22 protein-coding genes are annotated in these 24,008 nt (G+C 38.2%); 15 read left to right on the top strand and 7 right to left on the bottom strand.

Going from position 1 to position 24,008, the window contains the following annotated elements:
• The first annotated feature begins 4 nt into the window (after positions 1-4).
• The 3 genes from dusB to ACST15_RS04630 all read left to right on the top strand — a co-directional run bounded on the left by dusB (position 5) and on the right by ACST15_RS04630 (position 3,256).
• The gene (gene dusB / locus ACST15_RS04640; RefSeq protein ID WP_459453493.1) at positions 5-997 is read left to right on the top strand and encodes a tRNA dihydrouridine synthase DusB; all 993 of its coding nucleotides are present in this window, start codon (positions 5-7) and stop codon (positions 995-997) included.
• Positions 998-1,000: 3 nt separating this feature from the next.
• On the top strand, positions 1,001-1,888 hold the full coding sequence (locus ACST15_RS04635) for a DMT family transporter (RefSeq protein ID WP_459453492.1): 888 nt from the start codon (positions 1,001-1,003) through the stop codon (positions 1,886-1,888).
• 99 nt (positions 1,889-1,987) lie between these two features.
• Positions 1,988-3,256, top strand: coding sequence for a DUF2851 family protein (locus ACST15_RS04630; protein ID WP_459453491.1), 1,269 nt, complete (start codon positions 1,988-1,990; stop codon positions 3,254-3,256).
• On the opposite strand, the gene ACST15_RS04625 is transcribed toward ACST15_RS04630, so the two are convergent.
• Positions 3,248-5,002, bottom strand: a complete 1,755-nt coding sequence (locus ACST15_RS04625; RefSeq protein WP_459453490.1) for a family 43 glycosylhydrolase — start codon at positions 5,000-5,002, stop codon at positions 3,248-3,250. The genes ACST15_RS04630 and ACST15_RS04625 overlap by 9 nt on opposite strands.
• Positions 5,003-5,088: 86 nt before the next feature.
• On the opposite strand from ACST15_RS04625, the gene ACST15_RS04620 reads away from it, so the two are divergent.
• Genes ACST15_RS04620 through frr form a run of 3 tightly spaced genes read left to right on the top strand, consistent with a single transcriptional unit; the run spans position 5,089 to position 7,126 of the window.
• On the top strand, positions 5,089-5,787 hold the full coding sequence (locus ACST15_RS04620; protein WP_459453489.1) for a fatty acid desaturase: 699 nt from the start codon (positions 5,089-5,091) through the stop codon (positions 5,785-5,787).
• A gap of 51 nt (positions 5,788-5,838) precedes the next feature.
• On the top strand, positions 5,839-6,549 hold the full coding sequence (gene pyrH / locus ACST15_RS04615; protein WP_459453488.1) for a UMP kinase: 711 nt from the start codon (positions 5,839-5,841) through the stop codon (positions 6,547-6,549).
• Positions 6,550-6,565: 16 nt separating this feature from the next.
• Positions 6,566-7,126 carry a ribosome recycling factor gene (frr, locus tag ACST15_RS04610; RefSeq protein ID WP_459453486.1) on the top strand — a complete coding sequence of 187 codons (561 nt, stop codon included), beginning with the start codon at positions 6,566-6,568 and terminating at the stop codon, positions 7,124-7,126.
• 79 nt (positions 7,127-7,205) lie between these two features.
• Here frr and ACST15_RS04605 read toward each other — a convergent pair whose 3' ends face one another.
• The gene (locus ACST15_RS04605; protein ID WP_459453485.1) at positions 7,206-8,093 is read right to left on the bottom strand and encodes a patatin-like phospholipase family protein; all 888 of its coding nucleotides are present in this window, start codon (positions 8,091-8,093) and stop codon (positions 7,206-7,208) included.
• A gap of 85 nt (positions 8,094-8,178) precedes the next feature.
• On the opposite strand from ACST15_RS04605, the gene ACST15_RS04600 reads away from it, so the two are divergent.
• Complete coding sequence (locus ACST15_RS04600; protein WP_459453484.1) at positions 8,179-9,153, top strand: polyprenyl synthetase family protein; 975 nt, start codon at positions 8,179-8,181, stop codon at positions 9,151-9,153.
• A 96-nt stretch (positions 9,154-9,249) separates the two neighbouring features.
• Here the strand turns inward: ACST15_RS04600 and ACST15_RS04595 are convergent, their stop codons facing one another.
• Positions 9,250-11,907, bottom strand: coding sequence for a TonB-dependent receptor domain-containing protein (locus ACST15_RS04595; protein ID WP_459453483.1), 2,658 nt, complete (start codon positions 11,905-11,907; stop codon positions 9,250-9,252).
• A gap of 142 nt (positions 11,908-12,049) precedes the next feature.
• Here ACST15_RS04595 and ACST15_RS04590 point away from each other — a divergent pair, with 142 nt between their 5' ends.
• The 5 genes from ACST15_RS04590 to argH all read left to right on the top strand — a co-directional run bounded on the left by ACST15_RS04590 (position 12,050) and on the right by argH (position 16,896).
• The gene (locus ACST15_RS04590) at positions 12,050-12,610 is read left to right on the top strand and encodes a GNAT family N-acetyltransferase (protein WP_459453482.1); all 561 of its coding nucleotides are present in this window, start codon (positions 12,050-12,052) and stop codon (positions 12,608-12,610) included.
• Between the two features lie 83 nt (positions 12,611-12,693).
• Entirely contained in the window at positions 12,694-13,668 is a 975-nt protein-coding gene (locus ACST15_RS04585; RefSeq protein WP_459453481.1) for an N-acetylornithine carbamoyltransferase, read from the top strand.
• Between the two features lie 4 nt (positions 13,669-13,672).
• Positions 13,673-14,458 (top strand): acetylglutamate kinase, encoded by a 786-nt coding sequence (gene argB / locus ACST15_RS04580; RefSeq protein WP_459453480.1) that lies wholly within the window; start codon positions 13,673-13,675, stop codon positions 14,456-14,458.
• Positions 14,459-15,547 carry a M20 family metallo-hydrolase gene (locus tag ACST15_RS04575; protein WP_459453479.1) on the top strand — a complete coding sequence of 363 codons (1,089 nt, stop codon included), beginning with the start codon at positions 14,459-14,461 and terminating at the stop codon, positions 15,545-15,547.
• Positions 15,548-15,552: 5 nt separating this feature from the next.
• Positions 15,553-16,896, top strand: a complete 1,344-nt coding sequence (argH, locus tag ACST15_RS04570) for an argininosuccinate lyase (protein WP_459453478.1) — start codon at positions 15,553-15,555, stop codon at positions 16,894-16,896.
• Here argH and ACST15_RS04565 read toward each other — a convergent pair.
• Positions 16,882-17,469, bottom strand: coding sequence for a riboflavin synthase (locus tag ACST15_RS04565; RefSeq protein ID WP_459453476.1), 588 nt, complete (start codon positions 17,467-17,469; stop codon positions 16,882-16,884). The genes argH and ACST15_RS04565 overlap by 15 nt on opposite strands.
• Before the next feature lie 199 nt (positions 17,470-17,668).
• On the opposite strand from ACST15_RS04565, the gene ACST15_RS04560 reads away from it, so the two are divergent.
• On the top strand, positions 17,669-18,127 hold the full coding sequence (locus ACST15_RS04560) for a DUF1684 domain-containing protein (RefSeq protein ID WP_459453475.1): 459 nt from the start codon (positions 17,669-17,671) through the stop codon (positions 18,125-18,127).
• Here ACST15_RS04560 and ACST15_RS04555 read toward each other — a convergent pair.
• The 3 genes from ACST15_RS04555 to ACST15_RS04545 form a co-directional block, all read right to left on the bottom strand.
• A complete protein-coding gene (locus ACST15_RS04555; RefSeq protein WP_459453474.1) occupies positions 18,124-18,840 on the bottom strand; it encodes a head GIN domain-containing protein in 717 nt (238 codons plus the stop codon). The genes ACST15_RS04560 and ACST15_RS04555 overlap by 4 nt on opposite strands.
• A 65-nt stretch (positions 18,841-18,905) precedes the next feature.
• The gene (locus ACST15_RS04550; protein WP_459453473.1) at positions 18,906-21,338 is read right to left on the bottom strand and encodes a PspC domain-containing protein; all 2,433 of its coding nucleotides are present in this window, start codon (positions 21,336-21,338) and stop codon (positions 18,906-18,908) included.
• A gap of 12 nt (positions 21,339-21,350) precedes the next feature.
• Positions 21,351-21,692, bottom strand: a complete 342-nt coding sequence (locus ACST15_RS04545) for a PadR family transcriptional regulator (protein WP_223143286.1) — start codon at positions 21,690-21,692, stop codon at positions 21,351-21,353.
• Positions 21,693-21,834: 142 nt separating this feature from the next.
• On the opposite strand from ACST15_RS04545, the gene ACST15_RS04540 reads away from it, so the two are divergent.
• Both ACST15_RS04540 and ACST15_RS04535 read left to right on the top strand, forming a co-directional pair.
• On the top strand, positions 21,835-23,046 hold the full coding sequence (locus tag ACST15_RS04540) for a sensor histidine kinase (protein WP_459453471.1): 1,212 nt from the start codon (positions 21,835-21,837) through the stop codon (positions 23,044-23,046).
• Positions 23,043-23,969: an AEC family transporter gene (locus ACST15_RS04535; RefSeq protein WP_459453470.1), complete on the top strand. Its 927-nt coding sequence runs from the start codon at positions 23,043-23,045 to the stop codon at positions 23,967-23,969. Before ACST15_RS04540 ends, ACST15_RS04535 begins: the two co-directional genes overlap by 4 nt.
• Positions 23,970-24,008: the final 39 nt, after the last annotated feature.

Raw genomic sequence — 24,008 nt, 5'->3', positions numbered from 1 at the left:
GAGAATGGTAAAAATAGGCAACATCGAATTAAGCTCTTTCCCGCTACTTTTAGCACCCATGGAGGACGTTTCAGACCCACCGTTTCGAGCCGTATGTAAGGAAAATGGGGCGGACTTGATGTATACGGAATTTATTTCTTCCGAAGGCCTTATTCGAGATGCTGCAAAAAGCGTACAAAAGCTAGACATCTTTGAGTATGAGCGGCCTATTGGTATTCAGCTTTTTGGTTCTTCCATTGAAACCATGGCCTCTTGCACAGAAATAGCTACCCAAGCAGGCCCTGATTTAATTGACATCAATTATGGTTGTCCTGTAAAGCAAGTTGCTTGCAAAGGCGCAGGAGCAGCACTTTTACAAGATATCCCCAAAATGGTCGCTATGACCAAAGCGGTAGTAAATTCCACCCATTTGCCCGTTACTGTAAAAACCCGATTAGGCTGGGATGAATCAACCAAAAACATTGAGGAAGTAGCTGAAAGACTTCAAGACATTGGAATTCAGGCCTTGAGCATTCATGGGCGCACTCGTGTTCAAATGTACAAGGGAGAAGCCAATTGGGAATTAATTGCCAAAGTCAAAAATAATCCTCGCATAAAAATTCCCATTTTCGGAAATGGAGATATTGACACTCCAGAAAAAGCATTGGAATATAAAAACAGATATGGCGTTGATGGGGTAATGATTGGTCGAGCTACCATTGGTTATCCTTGGATTTTTAATGAAATCAAACATTTTATTAAAACCGGTGAACACCTCGCTCCTCCTACCTTAGAAGAGCGAATTAGCGTATGCCAAAGCCACCTTGATTTCTCCATCAAATGGAAAGGAAATCACGGAGGTATCGTAGAAATGCGTCGCCATTATGCCAATTATTTCCGGGGCATGGACCATTTTAAACCGTTTAGAAGTCGATTGGTAACTTCTCATTCTTACGAGGAAATAAGTTTAACACTTCAAGAAATTGCGGAACATTACCAAGCAATTTCACCTGCATAAAACATGACATCAACACAAAAAGTACCTACCCTTTGGGTCATTTTAGCCATCGTGGCTATTTCTTTAATTTGGGGTAGCTCCTTTATTCTAGTAAAAAAAAGCCTTAGTACTTATACTGCCATGGAGGTAGGTGCATTACGTATTGCCTCCGCAGCATTGTTCTTTTGTCCATTCTTTTTCAAAAGAAGAAAATACATCCAAAAACAGCATTGGCCTTCCTTCTTGCTAGCTGGTCTAACAGGGAATTTATTACCTGCCATCCTCTTTTCCATTGCGGGAGAACACCTTCCAAGTGCTCTATCAGGCATGTTAAATGCCTTTACACCTTTATTTACCCTAATCATCGGAATCGTTTTGTTCCAACAAAAATTCATCTTAAAACAAACAGGTGGTATCATCTTAGGTTTAATTGGATGCATTGGATTATTAGTTGCAGGAAAAAGCTTCTCCTTACAATTTAATTATCATGCCCTTTGGGTCATTTTAGCGACCTTCTTGTATGGCATCAATTTGCATACTGTCAAATCAAAATTTGCTGATTTACACCCGTTGACTTCTACTGCTGGAGTATTCATGATGATAGGCCCTTTGGCATTAGGCTTGCTAGCCTACTCGGGTTTTTTCCAAAGACCCTGGTCTGATCATGCACAAATGTGGCCTCTACTAGCAGCTATCGCACTTGGCTTGTTTGGATCGGCCATTGCCATGGTGCTGTTTAATCAATTAATCAAATGGACCAGTGCCATCGTGGCGAGTTCGGTTACTTACCTTATTCCGATAGTGGCCGTGGCATGGGGACTTTTTGATGGAGAAACCATTTATTGGTCCCAGATAGTGTTTATGTTCATTTTACTTTGGGGAGTATATCAAGTCAATAATTCAAAATCTTGATAAAATTTTCAAATTCACCAAGGCTGATTTGATTATCAAATAACTTTTAGAATTGACATGTAGATTGCTCGGACTTATTCATCTGTCCCAAATCAATCTATGAACGAACTTATACTGAGTCAAATCTGGAATAAACAAATTTTTAATCATAAAAATTTACGAAGCCAACAAGGAGACTACCTTCAAATCATTCATCCAGGATTTTTGAATAAGCACGCTGGAGCAGATTTCCAAGAAGCACACATCCTATTAAATGATTTTGCCTGGATAGGCTCCGTAGAATTACATGTCAATGCCTCCGATTGGCTAGCTCATGCGCATGACCAAGATGCGTCATTTGAAAATGTCATTCTTCATGTGGTTTGGAAGGCCGACCTGGCCATCTATTACCAAGATGGCCGAGAAATACCCACCCTTGAATTATGCCATCGTGTACCGGAAACAAGCATGGTAGAATCCTTTATCCATCAACCTGATTCCATTCCCTGCCACAAATTTTTCCCTGAAATTTCACATGTACAAAAAACCTATATGCTAAACCTTTGTGCTCAAGAACGCATGCAAATTAAGTATGAATCCATTTTGGAACTTTGGCATAAAAATCAAGAGGATTGGGAAGAAACATTTTATCAATCCTTGGGGAAAAGCTTTGGATTTGGATTAAATGCGGATCCCATGCTTCGACTAACCCAAGCTATACCGCTAAAACTGATCTTGAGAAATAGGGATCGACCTTTAGGTATTGAGGCGGCCATGATGGGACTCGCAGGACTACTTGAAGAACCAATAAAAGATGAATACCAATGGAACTTAAGAAGGGAATTCATTCACCTCAAAAAAAAATACCAATGGGAGAAGGCATATTTGCAAGCATCCGATTGGAAATTCCTACGATTAAGGCCTGCAAATTTTCCCACCATACGCATGGCTCAATTTGCCGAAATCATTCGAAATAATTGTTCCCTATTATCTATATTATTGGAAATTCAAGATTTGAAAGTCATTCAAAACCTATTTGAAATTAGCCCCTCGCCTTATTGGCAAAAACATTATCACTTTGGTAAAGTGAGTAAAAAAGGAAGTATTCAATTAGGAAAATCTGCCTTTTATTCTCTTTGTATCAATGCCCTAATTCCCATATTACTAGCTTATTCCTTTGTCAAGAATGACAAGAAATATACCGATAAGGCTTATCGGTGGTTATTTGAAATGGAAGCAGAAAATAATTTGATCACGCGCATATATGCTCAGCTAGGTTTAGCCATTAACAATGCGCACGACTCTCAAGCCTGCCTTCATTGGCACAAACACTATTGCCAAACAAAAAAATGCCTTAGCTGTTCCGTAGGCCAGGAAATTCTACTCTGACTTAATGATAGGTCCACGTTTTCCAATCCCATTTTCATTGAATGCCTCGATCTGAAAATAATAGGTTTTGTCTTTATCCATGGATTTAAAATAATATTCATTGGCACCAAATACCTGTACCGAGGTATACAATTTATCAGGAGAAATCCCCGAATAAATTACATAACCTGTTGCCTGTGGATCATGTCGCCATTTCAACCAAGCCGACCTTTTATCATGTTCTCCACGTAAAACCACAAAATCTTTTACCTCTTTAGCCAAGGCGCCATGCCCTTTACCAAATACCCTCAAACCACTAATAGCAAATTTCCCCGCCGCCATATGTTCATTTACCAATTTGACATACCTTGCTTCCAAAGGTTTAGCTAGTTCCACATAATCATGTGGAACATCCGTTTTATTCTTTGATTTGTCAATGATTAATTGCCAAGTCTTGCCATCCTTACTGGCAAAAACACGATACTGATGATATATACCTTGTATTTTCCCCAAAAAACTTGAGTCCACATCTTGATCAGCATAATTAATTTGAATAGCTCTAATGGTGGATATTTCGCCTAAATCCGACTGAATATATTCTCCTTTGTTGGCTGTTTTGGCAGACCAATATGTCTTCATCTGCTCATCAACGGCATAATTGGGTCCATAACCTGCTAGGCTAGAAGATACCTTAACGGGTTTATTATAATTCAACAGCATCCAGCCAGTAAATAAATCGGAAGGTTTATCAAATGTAGACTTTGGCATACTATACGGATAATCTCCATATGCTGTTTCCGTATATAAAATCCCATCTTGATCAAATTTGCTAGGCCATAGTCCTAACCGACGCTCGAAGCTATTTTTTACTGCAATGGTAATGGTGGAAACATGCCACCAGTTACCATATTGACCTTCAAAAGTTGCCCCGTGGCCAGCACCTCGGGTAAATCCTCCTGGTTTAAATGAAAATGGATTATGAGATTGATAAGTAAAAGGTCCCATGGGTTTATCCGATGTATAAACCCCATCACCATAGGCTGAAAACTCTGTACCAGGTGCTCCATATTGTAGGTAATATTTACCCTTGTATTTATTCATCCAAGCTCCCTCCATAAAGGGTTTCAAAAAGGTATTATCCTGATATTCCCCGAACCTTTCCCAACCATGTAATTCATCATTCAATCGGATTAAATCTTTTCTTTCTCCAATCGGCTGTAAGGTCTTTCGGTCAATCTCTTGCCCATACATGGGATAAAAATTACTAGAACCATGGTATAAATAAAGCCGACCATCATCATCTAAAAAAAAGGCTGGATCCCATGCCCCAGCGGTAAAAGCATGCACCGACTCCCGCCACGTATCTGTTTCGGGTGAATGACTCGACCAAAGTGTAAAATCTTTGGCATAGGTGGACCCAATCACATACAAACTATCCCCCATAACAAAGGTGGCTGGAGCACAAAGCTCATCATAAACTTTATGGTAAGGTTGTAGGAAACGCCTTGACACAAAATTCCATTTCAACATGTCTTGACTCCACCAATAACCCCACTGATTCGTTGAAAACAAATAATATTTATTCTTAAAATAAGTAATAACTGGATCTGCCGTAGCCCTATGACGGCCGGCTTCCGAAAAATTAGGAATTGGAGTGAATCCATAATCTAAATTCATCGGATTACAATAGGTACTTTGAGCCAATACTGGATATGAATAATAGGCCAAACAAAAGGCCAATATCAATGTTAAGTATCTAGATTTCATGTTTACTTGTAGAAAATATTGACCAAAATACACATTGATCTCGATAAAAATACCAATTTTACATCGACAAAGTCTTTAATGCCCCTATGAAAAAATATACTGGTCTAATGAGTGCAGGCTTGATCATTCTACTCTGGGGTTTACATCTTGGTTTTTGGATTCAAGATCCATTCGATTTCAAAAACCCTTGGTTTTACTTGGCTATTTTAGTCCAAACCCATTTATATACAGGTCTTTTCATTTGTTCCCATGATGCCATTCATGGGGTGGTTTCTAAAGAACATCCCCGGCTTAACCACGCCATAGGCCGACTTTGTGCGACTCTTTTTGCCTTCAATAATTATACGATTTTACGCAAAAAACACCACCATCATCATGCTTATGTGAATACCAAGGAAGACCCAGATGTACATCAAGGAAACTTCTTTATTTGGTGGTTCAAATTTATGTTTCAATACGTGCATTGGACGCAGATTCTAGCCATGGCGATCACCTACAATGTCTTGAAAATTTGGTTTCCCATGAATAATATCATACTTATCTGGGAGGTCCCTGCTATATTAGCCACTTTGCAATTATTCTATTTTGGTACCTATTTACCCCATCGTGGTGAACATGATCCTGGGAATAAACATCAGTCCAGAAGCCAAGCCAAAAATCATATTTGGGCATTCATTTCTTGCTATAACTTTGGCTACCATTATGAGCATCACGATAAACCCTATTTACCCTGGTGGAAATTAGCAGAAGCAAAGGAGCAAAACAGCCAAATTTCTACTAGATAGATGAATATTTTTTCTAAATTTGCAGCGCACTAAATCGACCCGAATATTCCAATGTCAGAACCCAAATACAAGCGAATTTTATTAAAACTTTCTGGTGAAGCCCTTTCCACTCCTACGGAAGTCATTGATCCAAGCATTTTAGATCAATACGCAGCAGAAATCAAAAAAGTCCACGATTTGGGAGTTGAAGTAGCCATCGTTATTGGAGGAGGAAATATTTTCCGTGGTGCTAGTGCCGCTAAAGCTGGTATTGACCGTGTTCAAGGTGATTACATGGGAATGCTAGCCACTGTCATCAATGGTATGGCTGTCCAAGCCTCTTTAGAAAAACATGGATTGTACACCCGCATGATGACAGCCATTAAGGTGGAAGCTGTGTGCGAACCGTTCATCCGAAGAAGAGCCATGCGCCATCTTGAAAAAGGTAGAATCGTTATTTTTGGAGCTGGAACAGGTAATCCTTATTTCACCACAGATTCCACAGCATCTCTTCGTGCTATTGAAATTGAAGCAGATGTCGTATTAAAAGGAACGCGCGTCGATGGAGTCTATACAGCGGATCCTGAGAAAGACCCAACAGCCACCAGATATACCCAATTAAGTTTTTCTGAAGCTATTTCAAAAGGCTTAAAAATCATGGATACTACGGCGTTCACCTTATGCCAAGAAAATAAATTACCGATCATCGTATTTAACATGAACAAAAACGGGAACTTATGTGACCTCGTTTCTGGAAAAGATGTAGGAACCTTAATCAGTTAATAAGCAATCAAATTAAATGGAGGAGTTAGAATTTTATATAGATGCTGGACAAGAAACAATGGAAGGTGCAATCAAGCACTTAAACATTGAACTTTCTAAAATTAGAGCCGGTAAAGCGAGTACCAGTATGTTAGATGGATTAATGATTGAGTACTATGGTGTGCCTACCCCGATCACAGGAGCTGCATCCATCACTACGCCTGATGCTAGAACCATCGCCATCAAACCATTCGAGAAAGGAATTTTTGGGGAAATTGAAAAAGCAATTCGTAACTCAAACCTTGGTTTAAATCCCATGAATGATGGAGAATTGATTCGTTTATCTATCCCGCCATTAACTGAAGAGCGTAGAAGAGATTTGGTAAAAAGAGTAAAACAAGAAATTGAAACAGCTAAAATCAATATTCGTAATGCTCGCCAAGATGCCAATAATAGCATCAAAAAAATGAAAGGAGAAGGCGTGGCTGAAGATGATATCAAAGCCTCAGAAGAACGCATCCAAAAGTTAACAGATGCCTTTGTAGCCAAAATTGATCAAATATTTTTAGATAAAGAGAAAGATATCATGTCGGTATAATCTCTGAACTATTGCATAAAAAAGCTGAACCTTAGGTTCAGCTTTTTTTATTTCAAGGACTTTGCTGATTTAAATTTCCCTAAAAATACGCTTCTGATTTACCCATGGCATAACCAATCTCCAACATCCGACGAATATCCAATTTATTAAAGTTTTGAATATCAATGGCAATGGGTTGAATTGGCCTTATCGAATGAATAGATAAATCACTACGCTGATTTTGAATTAATAATGCTTCCTTCAAATCTGCATTCAAAATTTCATTCACCGCAATGTCCATAACTCGGTCTACCAATGCCAATAAATCTCCTGTTTCGAATATGCCTCCTTCGATGGTTTGAGTATGACAACTGATACAAACAATATGCTTTCCCCCGTCTTTTATCGCCTTTTGTAATGGTGCCACATCACGTAATCCTCCGTCTAAAAAACTACGACGCTTTTCTTGATTAATTTGGACAACAGGCATCAGAATTGGTACGGCTGAGGAAGCCAATAAATAATCATAAAAATGCTCGTAACTAGGGTCTACATAATGAATGCCCCCATCAATAATATTAACTGCCCCAATACGCATTTCGATAGGACTAGCTTTCAAATTACGGATATCCAGAACGGACTCTACTAATTCTCTCAAAGGCTTGGTACTCACTAAACCTCTGAATTTTTTGGTCAATGCTGTCCATCCCAATTCCCATAAGCTAAAGGGTTTAGATAAACATTCAGGATGAGTGATTCTAGTTTCCCAAAAATCCCATAAATCCTGGCCAGCTTGAGGAAAATTTAATGGCTCACCATTCAATTTTTGTCGACCTAATTGATTAACCAAATAAGCCGCATTTAAACTTCCCGCTGAAATTCCATAAATCAATTCAGGTTTATATCCTCTCTCAAATAATGCCCGAATTACACCCGCCTGAAAAGCACCTTTAACAGAGCCTCCAGATAATGCCAGTATCTTACTCATAAATTTGAATATTGAAAGGACTATTTGTCCCAAATTGTTATAAATTTACACAATTAATCAGCCTAAAGCTTCTACTATACATAATATGTCCTATTCGCTTTCATCCATTCAAGTACCCATAGCGGAACCGATGAAAGCTTTCGAAGGTAAGTTTCGCCAATTCATGCGTTCCAAAGTGATGCTTTTGGATACCATCATGAATTATATCATCCAACGTAAAGGAAAACAAATGCGACCTATGTTCGTATTTCTTTCTGCGGGAGTTATGGGTGAAATTAATGAAAAAACACATCGAGGAGCAGCACTAATCGAATTATTACATACAGCCACGTTAGTGCACGATGATGTAGTAGATGATTCTAATTACCGCCGTGGTTTTTTTTCCATCAATGCCATTTGGAAAAATAAAATTGCTGTTTTAGTAGGTGATTATTTACTTTCCAAAGGATTACTTCTTTCCATTGAAAATGATGATTTTGATCTACTTAAATCTGTTTCAACAGCGGTAAGGGAAATGTCTGAAGGGGAATTACTCCAAATAGAAAAAGCTCGGAAACTTGACATTACGGAGGATATCTATTTTGATATTATTCGAAAAAAAACAGCCACACTCATTTCCGCATGTTGTGCCGTAGGTGTACAATCCGTGGGGGCTAGTGAGGAATATGTTCAAATAGCACGTGACTTTGGTGATCGTGTAGGGGTAGCCTTTCAAATTAAAGATGACCTTTTTGATTATGGTGACGCCGAAATCGGTAAACCACTAGGTATTGATATCAAAGAGAAAAAAATGACCTTACCATTAATTTACTCTTTACAACACACCACCTCCAGTACTAAAAAGAGGATTATTCATTTAATCAAAAACGATTCTGAAAACCCAAAAAGCATTCGTGAAGTCATTGAATTTGTCAAAAATACCGGTGGATTAGAATATGCCACCCAACGAATGCACGAGTTTGCTCAAGAAGCCAGAGATATCTTACATAAATTCCCAGAATCACCGTATCGGAATTCTCTTCATGATTTATTGGGATATACCATTGAAAGAAATAAGTAAGCCGAGTATAATAAACTACCTCAATTTATAAAAGCATAAAAAGCTGGAAACCATCGGTTTCCAGCTTTAAGCACTAAACTACTTTAAAACAAAATCTTATCTAGGTCCGCCACCCATTCCGCCGCCTCCGCCGCCCATTCTTCCTCCACCTGGCATTCCCATTGGCTGAGCTTGTACTGGCTGTGGTGTTGCATCTCCTCCTCCGTCTTTCTGATCATCATTATTTACGGATTTCTTTCTTTTTGTTCCTCCAAATGTCATTTTTCCAATTCTGTAGGAGAAATTAACTTTGAAGTTCATGTTGCGCATGGTGTTGAATCCTACTTGTGAGATAACTGGGGTATTTGTTTCACTACGAATGACCATTTCAGATGTGAAGAAGTTTTCAGCACCGAATCCTACGCTACCCTTTTTGTTCTTGAAATCCTTTTTGAAACTTAAGCTGTAAATTCCAAATCCACCACGCTTACCCTGTAACTGTATTTCATTAGCACGGTAGAAAGAGAACAATTGAGCTCCCCAGCCTCCGCCTAAATTGTAGTTACCGAAAATACGGAAGTTAGAAACTAAGCCTTCATTCTTAGCATTCAATAATGGATCAGGTACATTGTTAGCCAATTTCAAATAAGAAAAATCAGCACCTCCACCAATCATCAATCGGTTGGTTAAATTAGCATTGATATTTAAGTTCAATCCATAAGCATCTTCATTTCCAATGTTCACCGAACGTGTCTTCACCGTATCTCCAATTACCTGGCGAATTTGGTTAATGGCACCCGTCGTATTTCTTACGAATACTGCAGATGAAATATAAAATGACTTGATATACTTACTATAACCTATTTCAAAGTTATTGGTAAACTCCGGAGCCAAATTTGGATTACCCGTTGAAATGTTCAATGGGTTAGTAGAATTCACGTTTGGATTCAAGAATTGAACCGATGGACGCTGAATTCGTTTATTATAACTAAATCTCCAAGTTCCTGATTTAAAAGTCTTAGACATATTAAAACTTGGTACAAAAACCCCATAAGGAGGAATAGACAAGTTTTGACCTTCTTTCTTCAAGAAACTAGCCGAAATATCTGTATGCTCATAACGAGCTCCAGCTTTAACACTCCATTTGTTTTTAGTGGTTAAGGTATAAGAAGCGTAAGTACCCCAAATATTTTGATTATAATCAAAAACGTTGGTTGGTAAAGTAGCCAAATTCACTTGGTTATAACCCGCTAGATTATTACCTGTTGGGTTAATAAATGACTTATAATCAGAAGATGCATTTCTTATGATACCTTTTCCTCCAAATTCAATCATTTGATTTTTAAGGATAGGTGTCTGATAATCCAATTGGAAAGTAGCCTCTTCATTATATGCCAAGTTCTCATTTTTAATCGAACTCATGATTTGACTCATTGTGGCATTTGGATTCATGATATCGTTATAGAAATCACTTGTACGATTACTACGGCTATACATGGACAAAATGCTAAACTCTTTTTGTGGAGTATCATAGGTATGAGAATAGTCAATATTCAAATCCACATTACCTGACATATCCGAAGAATTTGTATTTCTCAAACTAGTTAAAACACCATTGCGAATCTGCTGCAAGTTATCTTGGTAGTTATTTCCATTTCTTACTCCAAATCTGGATGAAGCCGTGATGGAATTGTGCTTATTGATGTCCCAATCAAAACCTATCTGATAATTACCAAATAAATTATTAGTTCTACTTTCTGCTGTTTGAACATTGATTGTTTCTGCTCCTTGGCTTCTAGTGGTTTGCATATTTTCATACTTTCCTGTCACATTATACTGAGAACGACCAAAGCCTCCCAATGACATACCCCAAGTCTTATTGCGGAAATTACCGTTCAAAGATAAATTGGAACCACGAACTCCCACGCTACTATCAAAACCCAAGGTTAAACCTTGTAAGGTATTTTTCTTGGTAACAATATTGATGATACCTGCCGATCCTTCAGCATCATATTTAGCGGAAGGTGAAGTAATAACCTCAACCGTTTTAATCATATCGGCCGGAATCTGCTTCAAAGCATCAGCCACATTGGATGCCATGATGGAAGAAGGCTTGTTATTAATTAATACCCTAATATTAGTAGAACCACGGAGCGAAGGATTTCCGTCTAAGTCGACAGATAACATCGGCACCTTTTTTAATACATCTGTCGCATCACCACCACGATTGGTTTGATCACGCTCGGCATTGTAAACCGTACGGTCAACTTTTTCTTCAATCATAGCTCTTTGGCCTTCAACAGTTACTTCCTGTAACATCTTAGTAGAAGACTGCATTTTGATTACTCCCAAATCATGATCATCTTTTTTGGCGGTTATGTCCATGAAAATGGTCTTGCTTTCATAACCCAAGAAAGAAATCACTATTTTATAGCTGCCTACCGCAACTTTAGTCAAAGTAAATTTACCCACCTGATCGGCCACCGTACCATCTACTGGTCTATTGGTCGCTTTATTGATTAAAGCCACTGAGGCAAATTCTACAGGTTTGTTGTCTGTTGAATCTAAGGCATAACCCACAATTTTAGCTGAACCTTTGGGAGTTGCTACCACTGGAGCTGCTGCTGCATCTCTTCGAACTGGTGCGCCTGATGCTCCTCCAGTTGGAGCTGCTGCTTCTCTTCGAGCTGGTGCACCAGGTCCTCCAGCAGGAACCTGTGCGTTAAGCTGTAAAGCACATACTACTAAGGCAATAAGGGCGAATAATTTTTTCATAATTTTTTTACGTATTGGCTTTTGATTTTATACCTGTAAAATCGAATGCAAAACTGAAGTAATTCCATTGAGTAATTTCTTTTTTGCGACCAATAGTCATAATTTGTAGGTCAATTTCACTGATGCAAAACGTCAATAAAACATGATTGCTATTAAAACACCACGTTTACAATTAATTCCGCTTGACCATTCCTTATTGACAATTTGGGCAGACCAGGGCCGTGATGCCCTAGAAATTCAAATAGGTTTACAACATAATACCTGGGAAATAGAAGCTTTTTTTCAAGAAGAAACCCAAATGGCCTTACAAGACTATTGGCTTCCGATGACTAAAAAATTTCCCTTCGATTTTATTTGGTACACAAATTGGGAAATAATCCTAACAGAAAAGTCCTGCTCTATAGGGGGAATTGGTATGGCTGGACTTCCTAACGATCAGGGCTTCACTGAGGTTGGATATTGTTTGGATAAAAAATTCAGGGGTCATGGCTATGCCAGTGAAGCCTTACAATACCTCATACAATGGGCCAGTCAGGATCAAGGACTTCACTATCTCGTCGCCGAGACTCCCATAGATAACCTAGCTTCTCAATCCGTCCTATTAAAAAATGATTTTGTAAAAACAGGACAAAAGAAATTAATGCAACCTGAGGGGATGGAAGTTTTCACTTGGAAACGGCTCATTCAGGTCAATCGAACATAATTCTCCTATTTTATTTCCTTTCGAGCATTTTTCGGTAATTTTACTGAATTATAAATGCTTAAAGTCCCAAAGGACCCTATCATATGCATCATTTCACCTCCATCCATGACGCTTACAACATTCCTCAATTGGTCAATGAAGCGCTATTAATGAAAAGAGCTCCCCATTCTGATTGTTTCATCGGCAAGAATAAAACCATCGGATTGCTGTTCTTTAATTCAAGTTTAAGAACCAGATTATCTACCCAAAAGGCTGCCCAAAATTTAGGAATGAATGTTATGGTCATGAACGTAGGAGCTGATTCATGGCAATTAGAAATGAACGAAGGGGTCATCATGAATGGTGATAAAGCAGAACATGTGTCAGAGGCTGCGGCAGTTATTGGTCAATACTGTGACATCGTAGGTTTGCGAAGCTTCCCTAGCTTAGTAAACCGTGAGGAAGACTACTCTGAATTGGTATTGAATCAATTCATGAAATATACAGGTAGACCCATTTTAAGTTTGGAGTCGGCCACCCGACATCCATTACAGTCTTTAACGGATTTAATTACGATTCAAGAACATAAAAAAACAGCAAGACCAAAAGTTGTCTTAACCTGGGCCCCACATGTGAAAGCCTTACCTCAGTGTGTGCCTAATTCTTTTGCTGAATGGATGAATCATTCAGATGTTGATTTTACCATCGCACATCCCAAAGGATACGAATTGGCACCCGAATTTAGTGGTAACGCTCGTATTTGCCATGATCCAAAAGAGGCCTTTGAAGGAGCTGATTTCATCTATGCCAAGAACTGGTCTTCCTACCAAGAATATGGAAAAATTTTGAACTCGGATCCTGCTTGGATGGTAACGATGGAAAAAATGAAATTGACCAATCAAGCCAAATTCATGCATTGCCTACCCGTTCGCAGAAATGTGGTGGTAGAAGATGCCGTATTAGATTCAGATCATTCAATTGTAATTCAGCAGGCGGGAAATCGCGTTTGGGCCGCTCAAACTGTTTTAAAAGAGATGTTATTATCTCTTGCGAAAAAAGAAAGCCCTTATTTATTCTAATGCTATGAGTCATATTTTACCAAAGCTTCAAGTAATTAAAATTGGGGGTAATGTGATTGATAACCCTAGCCTATTAGAAGCGTTTTTAGCGGACATAGCAAGCATTCCAGAAGCAATTGTACTGATTCATGGTGGAGGTAAGATTGCGACTGAAATGGCTAAAGAATTGGGTATTAACAGTCAAATGATTGATGGGCGCCGTGTCACAGATTCTGCCAGTTTACGGGTAGTCACCATGGTGTACGCAGGATGGATCAATAAATCCATGGTAGCCCAATTGCAAGCTAAACATAAGAACGCCATCGGTTTTACGGGACCAGATGCTGGATTAGTGATAAGTAAAAAAAGAAATCCTACACCTATTGACTATGGTTGGGTAGGAGATATTGAACATGTCAATGCACAGGCTTTGAGTACTTTTATACATCAAGGCTATTGCCCCGTTTTTGCCCCCATTACAGCAGATAAACAAGGGCATTTATTGAATACCAATGCAGACACCATGGCACAAGCTATTTCCATAGCATTAAGCGATTTTTTCGAGGTTACGTTAACCTATTGCTTCGAAAAAAATGGGGTTTTAAGTAATCCTGATGATGATAATTCCGTCATCTCCCACATTAACCAAAACTCTTTTTTGGAATTAAAAGAGAGTGGAATCGTGACTGCGGGAATGATACCCAAACTAGAAAATGCTTTAAAAGCCATTTCACAAGGTGTCCATACCGTCAAACTTTGCCATGCCAGTCAAGTATTAAACCCTGGCGGTGGCACTTTAATTAGCGCATAAATGTATAAAGAATCGGATTTTTTAGAAGCTAAATCGCTACTTTCTCAATTGATTGCTTGTCCATCATTGAGCAAAGAAGAAGCCGGTACGGCTAAAATTATCCAAGATTTTTTCACGCGTAAAGGCATTGAATCCCATTTATTTTTAAATAATGTTTGGGCAAAAAATGCCCATTTTGACCCAAATAAGCCAACTGTTTTACTAAATTCTCATCACGATACAGTGAAGGCAAATGCCTCTTGGACATTTGACCCTTGGAAGGCTACAGAAATAGATGGTAAACTAATTGGACTTGGTGCCAATGATGCAGGTGCTAGTTTAGTTTGTTTAATTCAAACATTCTGTTCCTTTTATCAAGAGAAAAATTTACCTTTCAACCTTCTGATAGCTGCTACAGCTGAAGAGGAAATTTCAGGTAAAAATGGCATTGAAGCTTTAATCAATTCCCCCGACTTCCCTCAAATTGATTGGGCCGTCGTGGGTGAACCTACGGATTGCCAGCTAGCCATTGCGGAAAAAGGACTTATGGTCATTGATGCAGTGGCGCATGGAAAAGCTGGCCATGCGGCTAGAAATGAGGGCATTAATGCCATTTATGTGGCAATGAAAGACATTGAGAAAATTGAAAATTTTCAATTTGAAAAAGTATCTCCGGTATTAGGACCTGTAAAATCGACGGTTACTATCATTCATGCGGGTAAGCAGCATAATGTCATTCCAGACACCTGTGAATTTACCATCGACTGTCGGGTGAATGAATGTTATACCTTAGAGGAAATTTTGAAGATATTACAAAATGAATTAAGCTCCGTTTTAACACCAAGATCCATCCGATTACAACCTAGTCAAATCGATGAAGATCATGTTGTTTGCCAAGCAGCCAAGAAATTGGGCATTGTAAGCTTTGGCTCTCCTACCCTTTCTGATCAGTCACTATTGGCATGTCCATCAGTGAAAATCGGACCGGGGCATTCGGGCAGATCACATACGGCTGATGAATTTATTTACTTGGATGAAATCAAACAAGGTATCCAAACCTACCAAAATTTATTAGTAGAAACCAGTATTCAATACCAACATAAATCATAAGAAACGTGGCAAAACTTTGGCAAAAAGCAAATCAGACGACAGATGCTAAAATTGAAAAATTTACAATAGGGAATGATCCTATTTATGATTTACAATTAGCTCGTTATGATGTATTGGGTTCATTGGCCCATATTACCATGTTGGCAGAGGTAGGCCTTTTAAAAAAGGAAGAATTAAGTCCCTTATGTCGTGAGTTGAAAGTCATTTTAGCTTCCATTGAGGCTGGCGACTTTGAAATTGAACCAGGAATGGAGGATGTTCATTCACAAATTGAATACTTATTGACCAAAAAACTAGGTGATTTAGGTAAGAAAATTCATGCGGGACGTTCCAGAAATGACCAAGTTTTGGTTGACCTGAAATTATTCATGCGCGCTGAAATCCAAGAAATTGCCGAAGCAGTAGAAAAGCTCTTTAATCTTCTACTTCAAAAAAGTGAAGCGCATAAAAAAGATTTACTTCCAGGCTATACCCATTTGCAAATCGCCATGCCCTCTTCCTTTGGATTATGGTTTGGCGCTTATGCGGAGAGTTTAGTGGAAGATGTTGAATTGTTAGAAGCCGCCTTCCGCCTAGCCAATAAAAACCCACTTGGTTCTGGCGCTGGATATGGCTCTTCTTTCCCTTTAGATCGCCAATTAACAACTGATTTATTAGGTTTTGAAAGCCCGCATGTCAATGTGGTCAATGCCCAATTGTCTAGAGGTAAAACAGAATTTTACCTTCTAACTGCCATTAGCCAAATAGCCAGTACCTTAAGTAAATTGGCCATGGACGTTTGCCTATACAACTCACAAAATTTTGGATTTATAGAACTCCCGGATTCACTTACTACCGGCAGCTCCATCATGCCGCATAAAAAGAATCCAGATGTAGCTGAGCTTCTAAGAGGAAAAGCCAATAAATTAAAAGCCCTACCTAATCAATTACACTTATTGACAAGCAACTTACCTTCAGGCTATCACAGGGAGTTTCAATTGACGAAAGAATTATTAATGCCGGCTATCGAAGAAATCTTAGATGGCTTGGAAATTACCCATTACCTAGTAGAGCACATGAAGGTGAAATCGGATTTACTAAATCATGATAAATACGATTTACTTTTTAGTGTGGAAGAAGTAAATCGCTTGGTGGTACAAGGTGTTCCTTTCCGGGAAGCATACCAGCAAATTGGTAAAATGATTGAAGAAAAACAGTTTGATGGTAGCCAACGAAATCTCAACCATACGCATTTAGGAAGTATTGGAAATTTAGGCCTTGATTTAATTCAAGCTCAAAAAGATACGGCATATCAACGTTTTGGATTTGATCAAGTCAATCATGCCATAGCTCGATTATTGGCTAGCTAACATTTTTTGAACATATTTTCCGACAATATCAAATTCTAAATTAACGGAATCGCCTACCTTCAATTGATGAAAGACGGAATTTTCATAGGTATAAGGAATGATGGCAACAGAAAAATCATGTTGGCCTGAATGAACAACCGTTAAACTAGTTCCATTGACACAAATTGAACCTTTGCTAACCGTAATGTGCGCTGTGGATGGAGGGTAATCAAAATAGTATTCCCAAGAACCTTCTTTGGCAATAATTTGGGTACAAATACCTTTCGTATCTACATGTCCTTGTACGATATGACCATCAAATCGGCCTGTAGCAGCAAGACAACGCTCCAAATTAACTTTTTGACCAAAAGTCAAATCTCCTAAATTAGTTTTATTCAAGGTCTCTTCAATGGCTGTTACTCGATATTGCTTGTCTTTAATTTCAACAACTGTTAGACAAACCCCATTATGGGCCAAGGATTGATCTATTTTCAATTCATGAGTAAAAGGAGAACTAAACCAAAAATCAATATTAGTTCCTTGAACGAAGCGATTCTCTAAGGTACCCATGGCCTCCACTATGCCTGTAAACATCGAATTAATTTTTATATTTTTGCCTAAATTCAAAATTACACCCAATCTTATGAAATTCAATAAATGGATTTTGATTCTTATACTTGGCGCCATCGTCTTGGTGTTCATCAGTCTTCCAAAAAATGAAACCAATAAGGTCACTAAGTCTCAAGAGGATTCTTTGGCCCTCGTGAAATATCGAAAAGAAAAAGATATTTCCATGAAAGAACAAGAAGATTCGCCTATAAAGGATAAAGAATCCTTTATAGGTTTACATTATTTCCCATACGAGAGCGCTTGGAAAATTGAATTTGAATTAGAAAAAAATAAGCAGGTTGAAAAAATTTCCATGCCGATGAGCGACGGTACGAAGGAAGAAATCATATATATAGGAGATATTAAAGCTCAAATAAATGGGCAAAATGTCCGATTGAAATTATATCAACATGATAATGGGGACTTTTTTCTTCCGTTTAAAGACAAAACCGCCCCCACAGAAACCTATGGAGGCGGTAGGTACTTAGATATACCCCTAATAAATCTAAACGGTAAAATACTTAAGGCGGATTTTAATTTGGCTTACTTTCCGTTTTGTGCGTACAACCCGGAATATGCATGTCCTGTTCCACCAGCGAGCAATCAACTGAATTTTAGAATACCCGCTGGGGAAAAAAACTAGTTTACTTGGTTAATCGAGGCTGCTCCTGACAAATCTTTTGAAATGTTGGGTACACCCCTGTAAGATACTTTGGAAGCACCAGAGGCTTCAACTCGTAAGGTTTTTTGACTTTGAATACTAACGTGACTTGCTCCACTGGCCTCTACATCCGTATCACGAGCCATTAAATTGCTACCTTCTAAGTGACTTGCACCAGATGCGTCTACATTTAATTTACCCGCACGACCACTCACATTAAGCTTAGATGCACCGGATAATTCAAGGTTTAATTTATCGGCATTAATCTGGGTTAATTGACCTTTGGAGGCACCCGTAAATACCAAATTCATTTGTTCTTCATTTGAAAATCCCTCTACATCAACTTTACAGGCTCCAGAAAACTCAGCATTAGCTAAACGAGGCATAGTGATTACGATTTTGACTCTCTTACGGTTTTTACCCCAATTAAATCCCCAATTTCTATCCTTATAATATACCTTCAAGGTATTTCCATCGATGTCTACTTCTAAGTCTTCAACGTCTTCCTGGCGACCATATGCGGCCAAGGAATAAGCGCTTCCTTTGCTTACTTTAATTTCAAAAGCATGACCTAAGTCTAAATTTTGAAAACCCGATACTTTGAATTTTTTTGAAAAATCCTCTGGAGATGCCAATGCCACTACCGACATAAATAATGCTCCTAGAAAAATGAATAATTGAAATTTTGTTTTCATGTGTTTATTATTTTGGAATGTAGATAAGATGAACGCTTTAGTAAAAAGGTTGCATGTACATTATTTTATTTTTGTGTTTTTAAGATCACCTTTAGATTATTCATGTTCGGGTAAACCAATTGTGCATCTGCCGATTTACTACCCGTCAAATTTTTAATGACATGTAAATCCATTTTAGATTGGTCTTTTAGTGATACCACTGCCTTTTGAACAATTAAATTAGGTGCTATAAGCTCAGCATTTTGGTCCGTAGATGCCACCAATAAATCCGTAGTCCCATCTACATTCACACTATGAAAGTCATGTAAAACCACTTCTAGTTTAGCTTGATTGAATCCTTTTATTTCTGTTCGGGCATTGCCTCCTAACTCAACTTTTGAAAGCTTTGGCGACTGTATTTCAATTTGTACTCCTGATTGAACTTTGTCCAATTTCAAAACACCATTGACCACTTTGGCTTCCGTTACAAAACTAGGTTTATCATTTCCTTCAAACCGAATAACATATTTATCTCCTGGAACAATTTGAATGCTAGCTCCCTCTGTATTCAAGGCTTCAATGCTTTGGAAATTTTCCAAATCCTTACTGATAGAAAAATTAGCTCCTAGCTCATCATTTGAGCGATCATCCTGGAATGACTCATTATTATCCTCAATAGGCTCACGATTAAGACAAGTCAATCCCTTTTCTGGAGTAAAATTCCACATGGAACCTACAAATAAGTCTCCATTGCTTTCGTTGAAATATCCACCATCAATTTCGTTTTCAATGTAAGTAGCAAAATCACGGGTCATTCCAAAACTTTGTCCAAATGGAATTAATACCTTCACACGAAGTCGTTGATTTCTGAATCGCTGATTAGTAATTCCAAAATGACTATCGAACAAAATTTTGTCGCCTTGAACAGCATAATCATACTTGATACTTCGGGCATTTTTTTCTGCATCTAAACGATCTTTACCGTTGGATTTAGAAAACTCAATGACTTGAATGCTCGTTCCTGAATATCCTTCGATGGTGATTTGTGCCCGAGTAAAACCTTCACGGTTATAATCATGCAAATCTTCATCATCCAAAATCTCATCAACCAATTCACGGCTTCCGAGCATCTTTTCCCAAATAGATTCTTGAGATTCTTTTTTCACATCAAAGACAAATGGTTTTGCTGTAAGGGAAATATCTTTCACTTGATTCACAGAAGCTGTTCTAGAAAAATTTCTTCCTACAGTAGGCAAGGCTACAAATAAGCCCACCCAACCAATGATGCAAAGAGTAGTAGCAATGTATTTATAGGTTCTATTATAAAATTTACGGTTGGCTAATAATGAAATACCAGAGATAATGATAGAAACTAAAATAGGCAAAATGGCTGCGATAAAGGCTAAATAAGTCCAGGAAGGCAAATCATTTGCTAATAAGTATAGGGGAATGGCTTCTCCAAAAGCAATTTGAACTTGTCCATGATCTAAACCAGAAAATCCTACCGACGAAACCGTAATTAAAGCGATGATACTTCCTAAACCAAATACGGTTAAAATGATTCCAAAGGCTATTTGAACAATCCATCGAATGGCAATAAAAAAACCTTTAAATGCGCCAAAGAAAGCGGCAATTAGTCGGAAAGGCACTAATAAGATACGAGTTAAAGCACTTTCTTCTGCCTCACCTTCTTTTTGGAAATTCTTTTTGATGTTGTTTTCAATGTTTTCCAAGGTGATCGGCTCACCGGTCATTTCCATTTTATCTGTCAGGGTTTTAGCCTCTGGTGATATCACTAATATCACCAGGTAGGCCACAATTCCTGATCCAAAAAACAAGACCGATAGAACAGCTAAAACTCGCAATAATCCTAAATCCCATCCCGTGTAAGCTGAAAATCCAGCGATTACACCACCGATTACCTTCTTTTCTGGGTCGCGGTAAAATTTGCGAAAGGATTTATCTTCTTCCAGGTTTATTTCACCTGGAATCGCAATCCAACAAATGATATAGCCCCAGAAAATAACATTTGCTGCATGAAACAATGGGATTAGTCCAAAAAATCCAACGATCATACACAAACGTACCCAGATGGGATCAGCATGTAGATAGCGAGCCAAACCTGAAGCTACACCACCAATCATTTTTCTTGACAAATCTCTTCTAAATACTTTTTGCTGAGGAATGGTGTTTTCAGTTTGCTTTGAATATGAGCTGGAAGAACTATTCTCTTTTTTGTCCTCTTCGCTTTCCAATGCCTGAAAATCAGCCACAGTACCTAATGATGCAATTAAGGCATTTACATGATCCAAGGATATAGCTTCCGTTTTTTCATCTTCCCGAATACCCCAGAATTTCTCGGCTATTCTTGCTTCAATGTCAGCAATAATTTCTTTTGAACCTTCGAAATTCTCGAAGTATGCATGGATGGACTTGATATATGCATCCAATGTGGCAAACGCATCCTCCTCAATGTGGAAGATAATCCCTGCGATATTAATTGATAGGGTCTTTTTCATACAATGATAGATTTATGAATTGGGGGTGGCGGGATTGGTTATCTGAAGTACAGATCCTTGTAATTCATCCCATGTTAAATGAAGTTCTTCTAAAAATTCTCCTCCTTTTTCTGTTAATACGTAATATTTACGCGGCGGGCCTGAGGAGGATTCCACCCATTTGTAATCTAAAAAACCAGCATTTTTCAAGCGGGTTAACAGAGGATATAAGGTTCCCTCCACGACCATAATTTTTGCAGAGGTTAATTCTTCCAACATGTTGGATGCGTACACCTCGCCTCGCGAAATAATCTGCAGAATACAGAATTCCAAAATTCCTTTCCTCATCTGCACCTTGGCATTTTCAATATCCATCGGTTTCTGTGTTTTAATGTGATACAAAACTACGTAAGGTACTTTGTATTGCATAGTACCTTAGAAACTTTTTTTTTGATTTTTGGATAAACGGTGACTATTTTGTGATGAATAGCCTTTTTTAGGTTCGAAAAAAAATACCATGTTCAAAGAAGTCTCCTTACCTCTAGCCTTTTATAACCGCGACACTTGGCTTAAGGTGGCTTTTTTTGCTGTTTGTGTATTCATGGCTGGATTTTCACTGTACTTTACTGATGGATTAGTTACCAAATTAGAGGAAAGAGAAAAGCAACAAATTGAATTATATGCAGAGACTATCCGCTATGTCATGACCAGTGATGAGAATGCGGATATTAATTTCTTTTTCGAAAGAATTAAAAAAATTAATGAGAACAATACCATTCCCGTGATATGGAAAGATGGATCCGGACATTTAAATTCCATCAATATCTCCATGCCCAACCAGCTTCCCACGGAGGCAAAGCAGCTCATGCTTAAGCAAAAACTAGCTGAAATTATTGCTGAAAACAATAAACCCATTGAAATGGACATGGGTTTTCAGAAAGAATACATCTATTATGGAAATTCAAAATTGTTAAAGTTATTACGGTACTATCCCCTCTCTCAATTACTTGTTGTCCTGATTATTGGATTCTTAGGCTATATCTTTTTCTCCTATTCAAGAAGAGCGGAACAAAACCGAGTATGGGTAGGTTTGGCAAAAGAAACTGCTCATCAATTAGGTACTCCCCTCTCATCGCTGACAGCCTGGGTTGAAATTTTAAGAAATGAACCCAAGGTGGATCCCAACATTGTTATTGAATTAAGTAAGGATATTCAACGCCTAGAAACCATTACCACGCGTTTTTCTAATATAGGCTCAGCTCCTATTTTGAAAGAGGAAAATTTAGAAGAGTTAATTAACACTTTCCTGCAATATTTAAAAAACCGAATATCAAGTAAAGTACATATTGAAGTGATTAGTATGCTGGCGCCGGATCAACTAGCAAAGGTCAATCGCTATCTTTTTGAGTGGGTAATAGAGAACATTTGCAAAAATGGAGTGGATGCCATGAGTGGAAGCGGAGATATACAAATTGTACTATCAGAAGGCAAGAACAATCTAATCTATATCGATATTACGGATAGTGGGAAAGGTATTTCCAATAAAAATATGTCCAAAATATTTTCTCCAGGCTTTAGTACTAAAAAAAGAGGATGGGGTTTAGGGCTCACCCTGGCCAAACGAATTGTGGAAAACTATCATGAGGGAAAACTTATTTTGAAATCAACCGAAATTAATAAGGGTAGTACTTTCCGGATATCCTTACCTAAGCCTCCCATTCAAGCATGAATTCCCCCAATTTTGTTTTTGGATCAGCATTAGTTGTCATTTCCATAGGCTACACCTTAAAAAGTCTAGGATATGTTACTACCCATGATGCTAAAAACATATCAAAGTTTTTAATGCACACCACTTTCCCTGCTTTGGTTTTCACCACCATGATCAAAGTAGAATTTACTTCAGAGCTTTTGTGGTTACCACTGATCTGTATATTATTTGCCATACTTTGTTCCTTTGTTGGATTTCATATTTTCAAAAAAGAAGGTCCCGAATATCGAGGAATCTTAACCATGGGATGCTCGGGTTATAATTTAGGTTTATTCGCTTATCCATTGATTGAGGGAATTTGGGGTTGGAAAGGCTTAACGTATGCGGCCATGTTTGATATTGGCAATTCATTTATCAATTTCATCCTTACCTATGGCATGGGAAATTATCTTTCTGCCCAAGCAAAAAAAGGTAATATGTGGAAGCATGTTTTTAAGCGCATTATGTCGCTTTTCCCTTTTCAAGCCATGGTGATAGGTTTAATTGTCAATGTAGCTGAAATCCCATTGCCTGTTTTCCTAACCAGTATCGTTGATACAATTGCCCAAGGAAATAAACCCTTGGTGCTATTACTGATGGGGATTTATTTCAGTGTTAGACTTCCCAAAAAATCATTTTTAAAAGTATTCCAAGTGCTAGGAATACGTTATTTATTGGGGCTATCGATTGGTTTATTATTGTTTTACAGTCTTCCCTTTGATTCCCACTTTAGAAATATGATGTTAATATGCATCATATTACCCGTAGGTATGACACTCATTACCTATTCCGATGAATTAAATTTTGACACCTCCATTGCAGGTGCATTGGTGAATTTTTCCATGCTGATAAGCTTTACTCTCATGTGGATATTGGTAGCTGTATTCAAAATGGCTGCCGCCTAACCAAATAATTTTGGTAATTTGCAGAAACAAATGGCATTA

It is taken from the genome of Aquirufa sp. Wall-65K1, from assembly GCF_054558475.1.
This window is presented reverse-complemented; position numbering and strand designations above follow the sequence as displayed.

Excerpts from the sequence above, each read along its gene's own strand:
- dusB (WP_459453493.1), top strand. The coding sequence starts at position 5 with ATGGTAAAAATAGGCAACATCGAATTAAGCTCTTTCCCGCTACTTTTA.
- ACST15_RS04635 (WP_459453492.1), top strand. The coding sequence starts at position 1,001 with ATGACATCAACACAAAAAGTACCTACCCTTTGGGTCATTTTAGCCATC.
- ACST15_RS04630 (WP_459453491.1), top strand. The coding sequence starts at position 1,988 with ATGAACGAACTTATACTGAGTCAAATCTGGAATAAACAAATTTTTAAT.
- ACST15_RS04625 (WP_459453490.1), bottom strand. The coding sequence starts at position 5,002 with ATGAAATCTAGATACTTAACATTGATATTGGCCTTTTGTTTGGCCTAT.
- ACST15_RS04620 (WP_459453489.1), top strand. The coding sequence starts at position 5,089 with ATGAAAAAATATACTGGTCTAATGAGTGCAGGCTTGATCATTCTACTC.
- pyrH (WP_459453488.1), top strand. The coding sequence starts at position 5,839 with ATGTCAGAACCCAAATACAAGCGAATTTTATTAAAACTTTCTGGTGAA.
- frr (WP_459453486.1), top strand. The coding sequence starts at position 6,566 with ATGGAGGAGTTAGAATTTTATATAGATGCTGGACAAGAAACAATGGAA.
- ACST15_RS04605 (WP_459453485.1), bottom strand. The coding sequence starts at position 8,093 with ATGAGTAAGATACTGGCATTATCTGGAGGCTCTGTTAAAGGTGCTTTT.
- ACST15_RS04600 (WP_459453484.1), top strand. The coding sequence starts at position 8,179 with ATGTCCTATTCGCTTTCATCCATTCAAGTACCCATAGCGGAACCGATG.
- ACST15_RS04595 (WP_459453483.1), bottom strand. The coding sequence starts at position 11,907 with ATGAAAAAATTATTCGCCCTTATTGCCTTAGTAGTATGTGCTTTACAG.
- ACST15_RS04590 (WP_459453482.1), top strand. The coding sequence starts at position 12,050 with ATGATTGCTATTAAAACACCACGTTTACAATTAATTCCGCTTGACCAT.
- ACST15_RS04585 (WP_459453481.1), top strand. The coding sequence starts at position 12,694 with ATGCATCATTTCACCTCCATCCATGACGCTTACAACATTCCTCAATTG.
- argB (WP_459453480.1), top strand. The coding sequence starts at position 13,673 with ATGAGTCATATTTTACCAAAGCTTCAAGTAATTAAAATTGGGGGTAAT.
- ACST15_RS04575 (WP_459453479.1), top strand. The coding sequence starts at position 14,459 with ATGTATAAAGAATCGGATTTTTTAGAAGCTAAATCGCTACTTTCTCAA.
- ACST15_RS04565 (WP_459453476.1), bottom strand. The coding sequence starts at position 17,469 with ATGTTTACAGGCATAGTGGAGGCCATGGGTACCTTAGAGAATCGCTTC.
- ACST15_RS04560 (WP_459453475.1), top strand. The coding sequence starts at position 17,669 with ATGAAAGAACAAGAAGATTCGCCTATAAAGGATAAAGAATCCTTTATA.
- ACST15_RS04555 (WP_459453474.1), bottom strand. The coding sequence starts at position 18,840 with ATGAAAACAAAATTTCAATTATTCATTTTTCTAGGAGCATTATTTATG.
- ACST15_RS04550 (WP_459453473.1), bottom strand. The coding sequence starts at position 21,338 with ATGAAAAAGACCCTATCAATTAATATCGCAGGGATTATCTTCCACATT.
- ACST15_RS04545 (WP_223143286.1), bottom strand. The coding sequence starts at position 21,692 with ATGGATATTGAAAATGCCAAGGTGCAGATGAGGAAAGGAATTTTGGAA.
- ACST15_RS04540 (WP_459453471.1), top strand. The coding sequence starts at position 21,835 with ATGTTCAAAGAAGTCTCCTTACCTCTAGCCTTTTATAACCGCGACACT.
- ACST15_RS04535 (WP_459453470.1), top strand. The coding sequence starts at position 23,043 with ATGAATTCCCCCAATTTTGTTTTTGGATCAGCATTAGTTGTCATTTCC.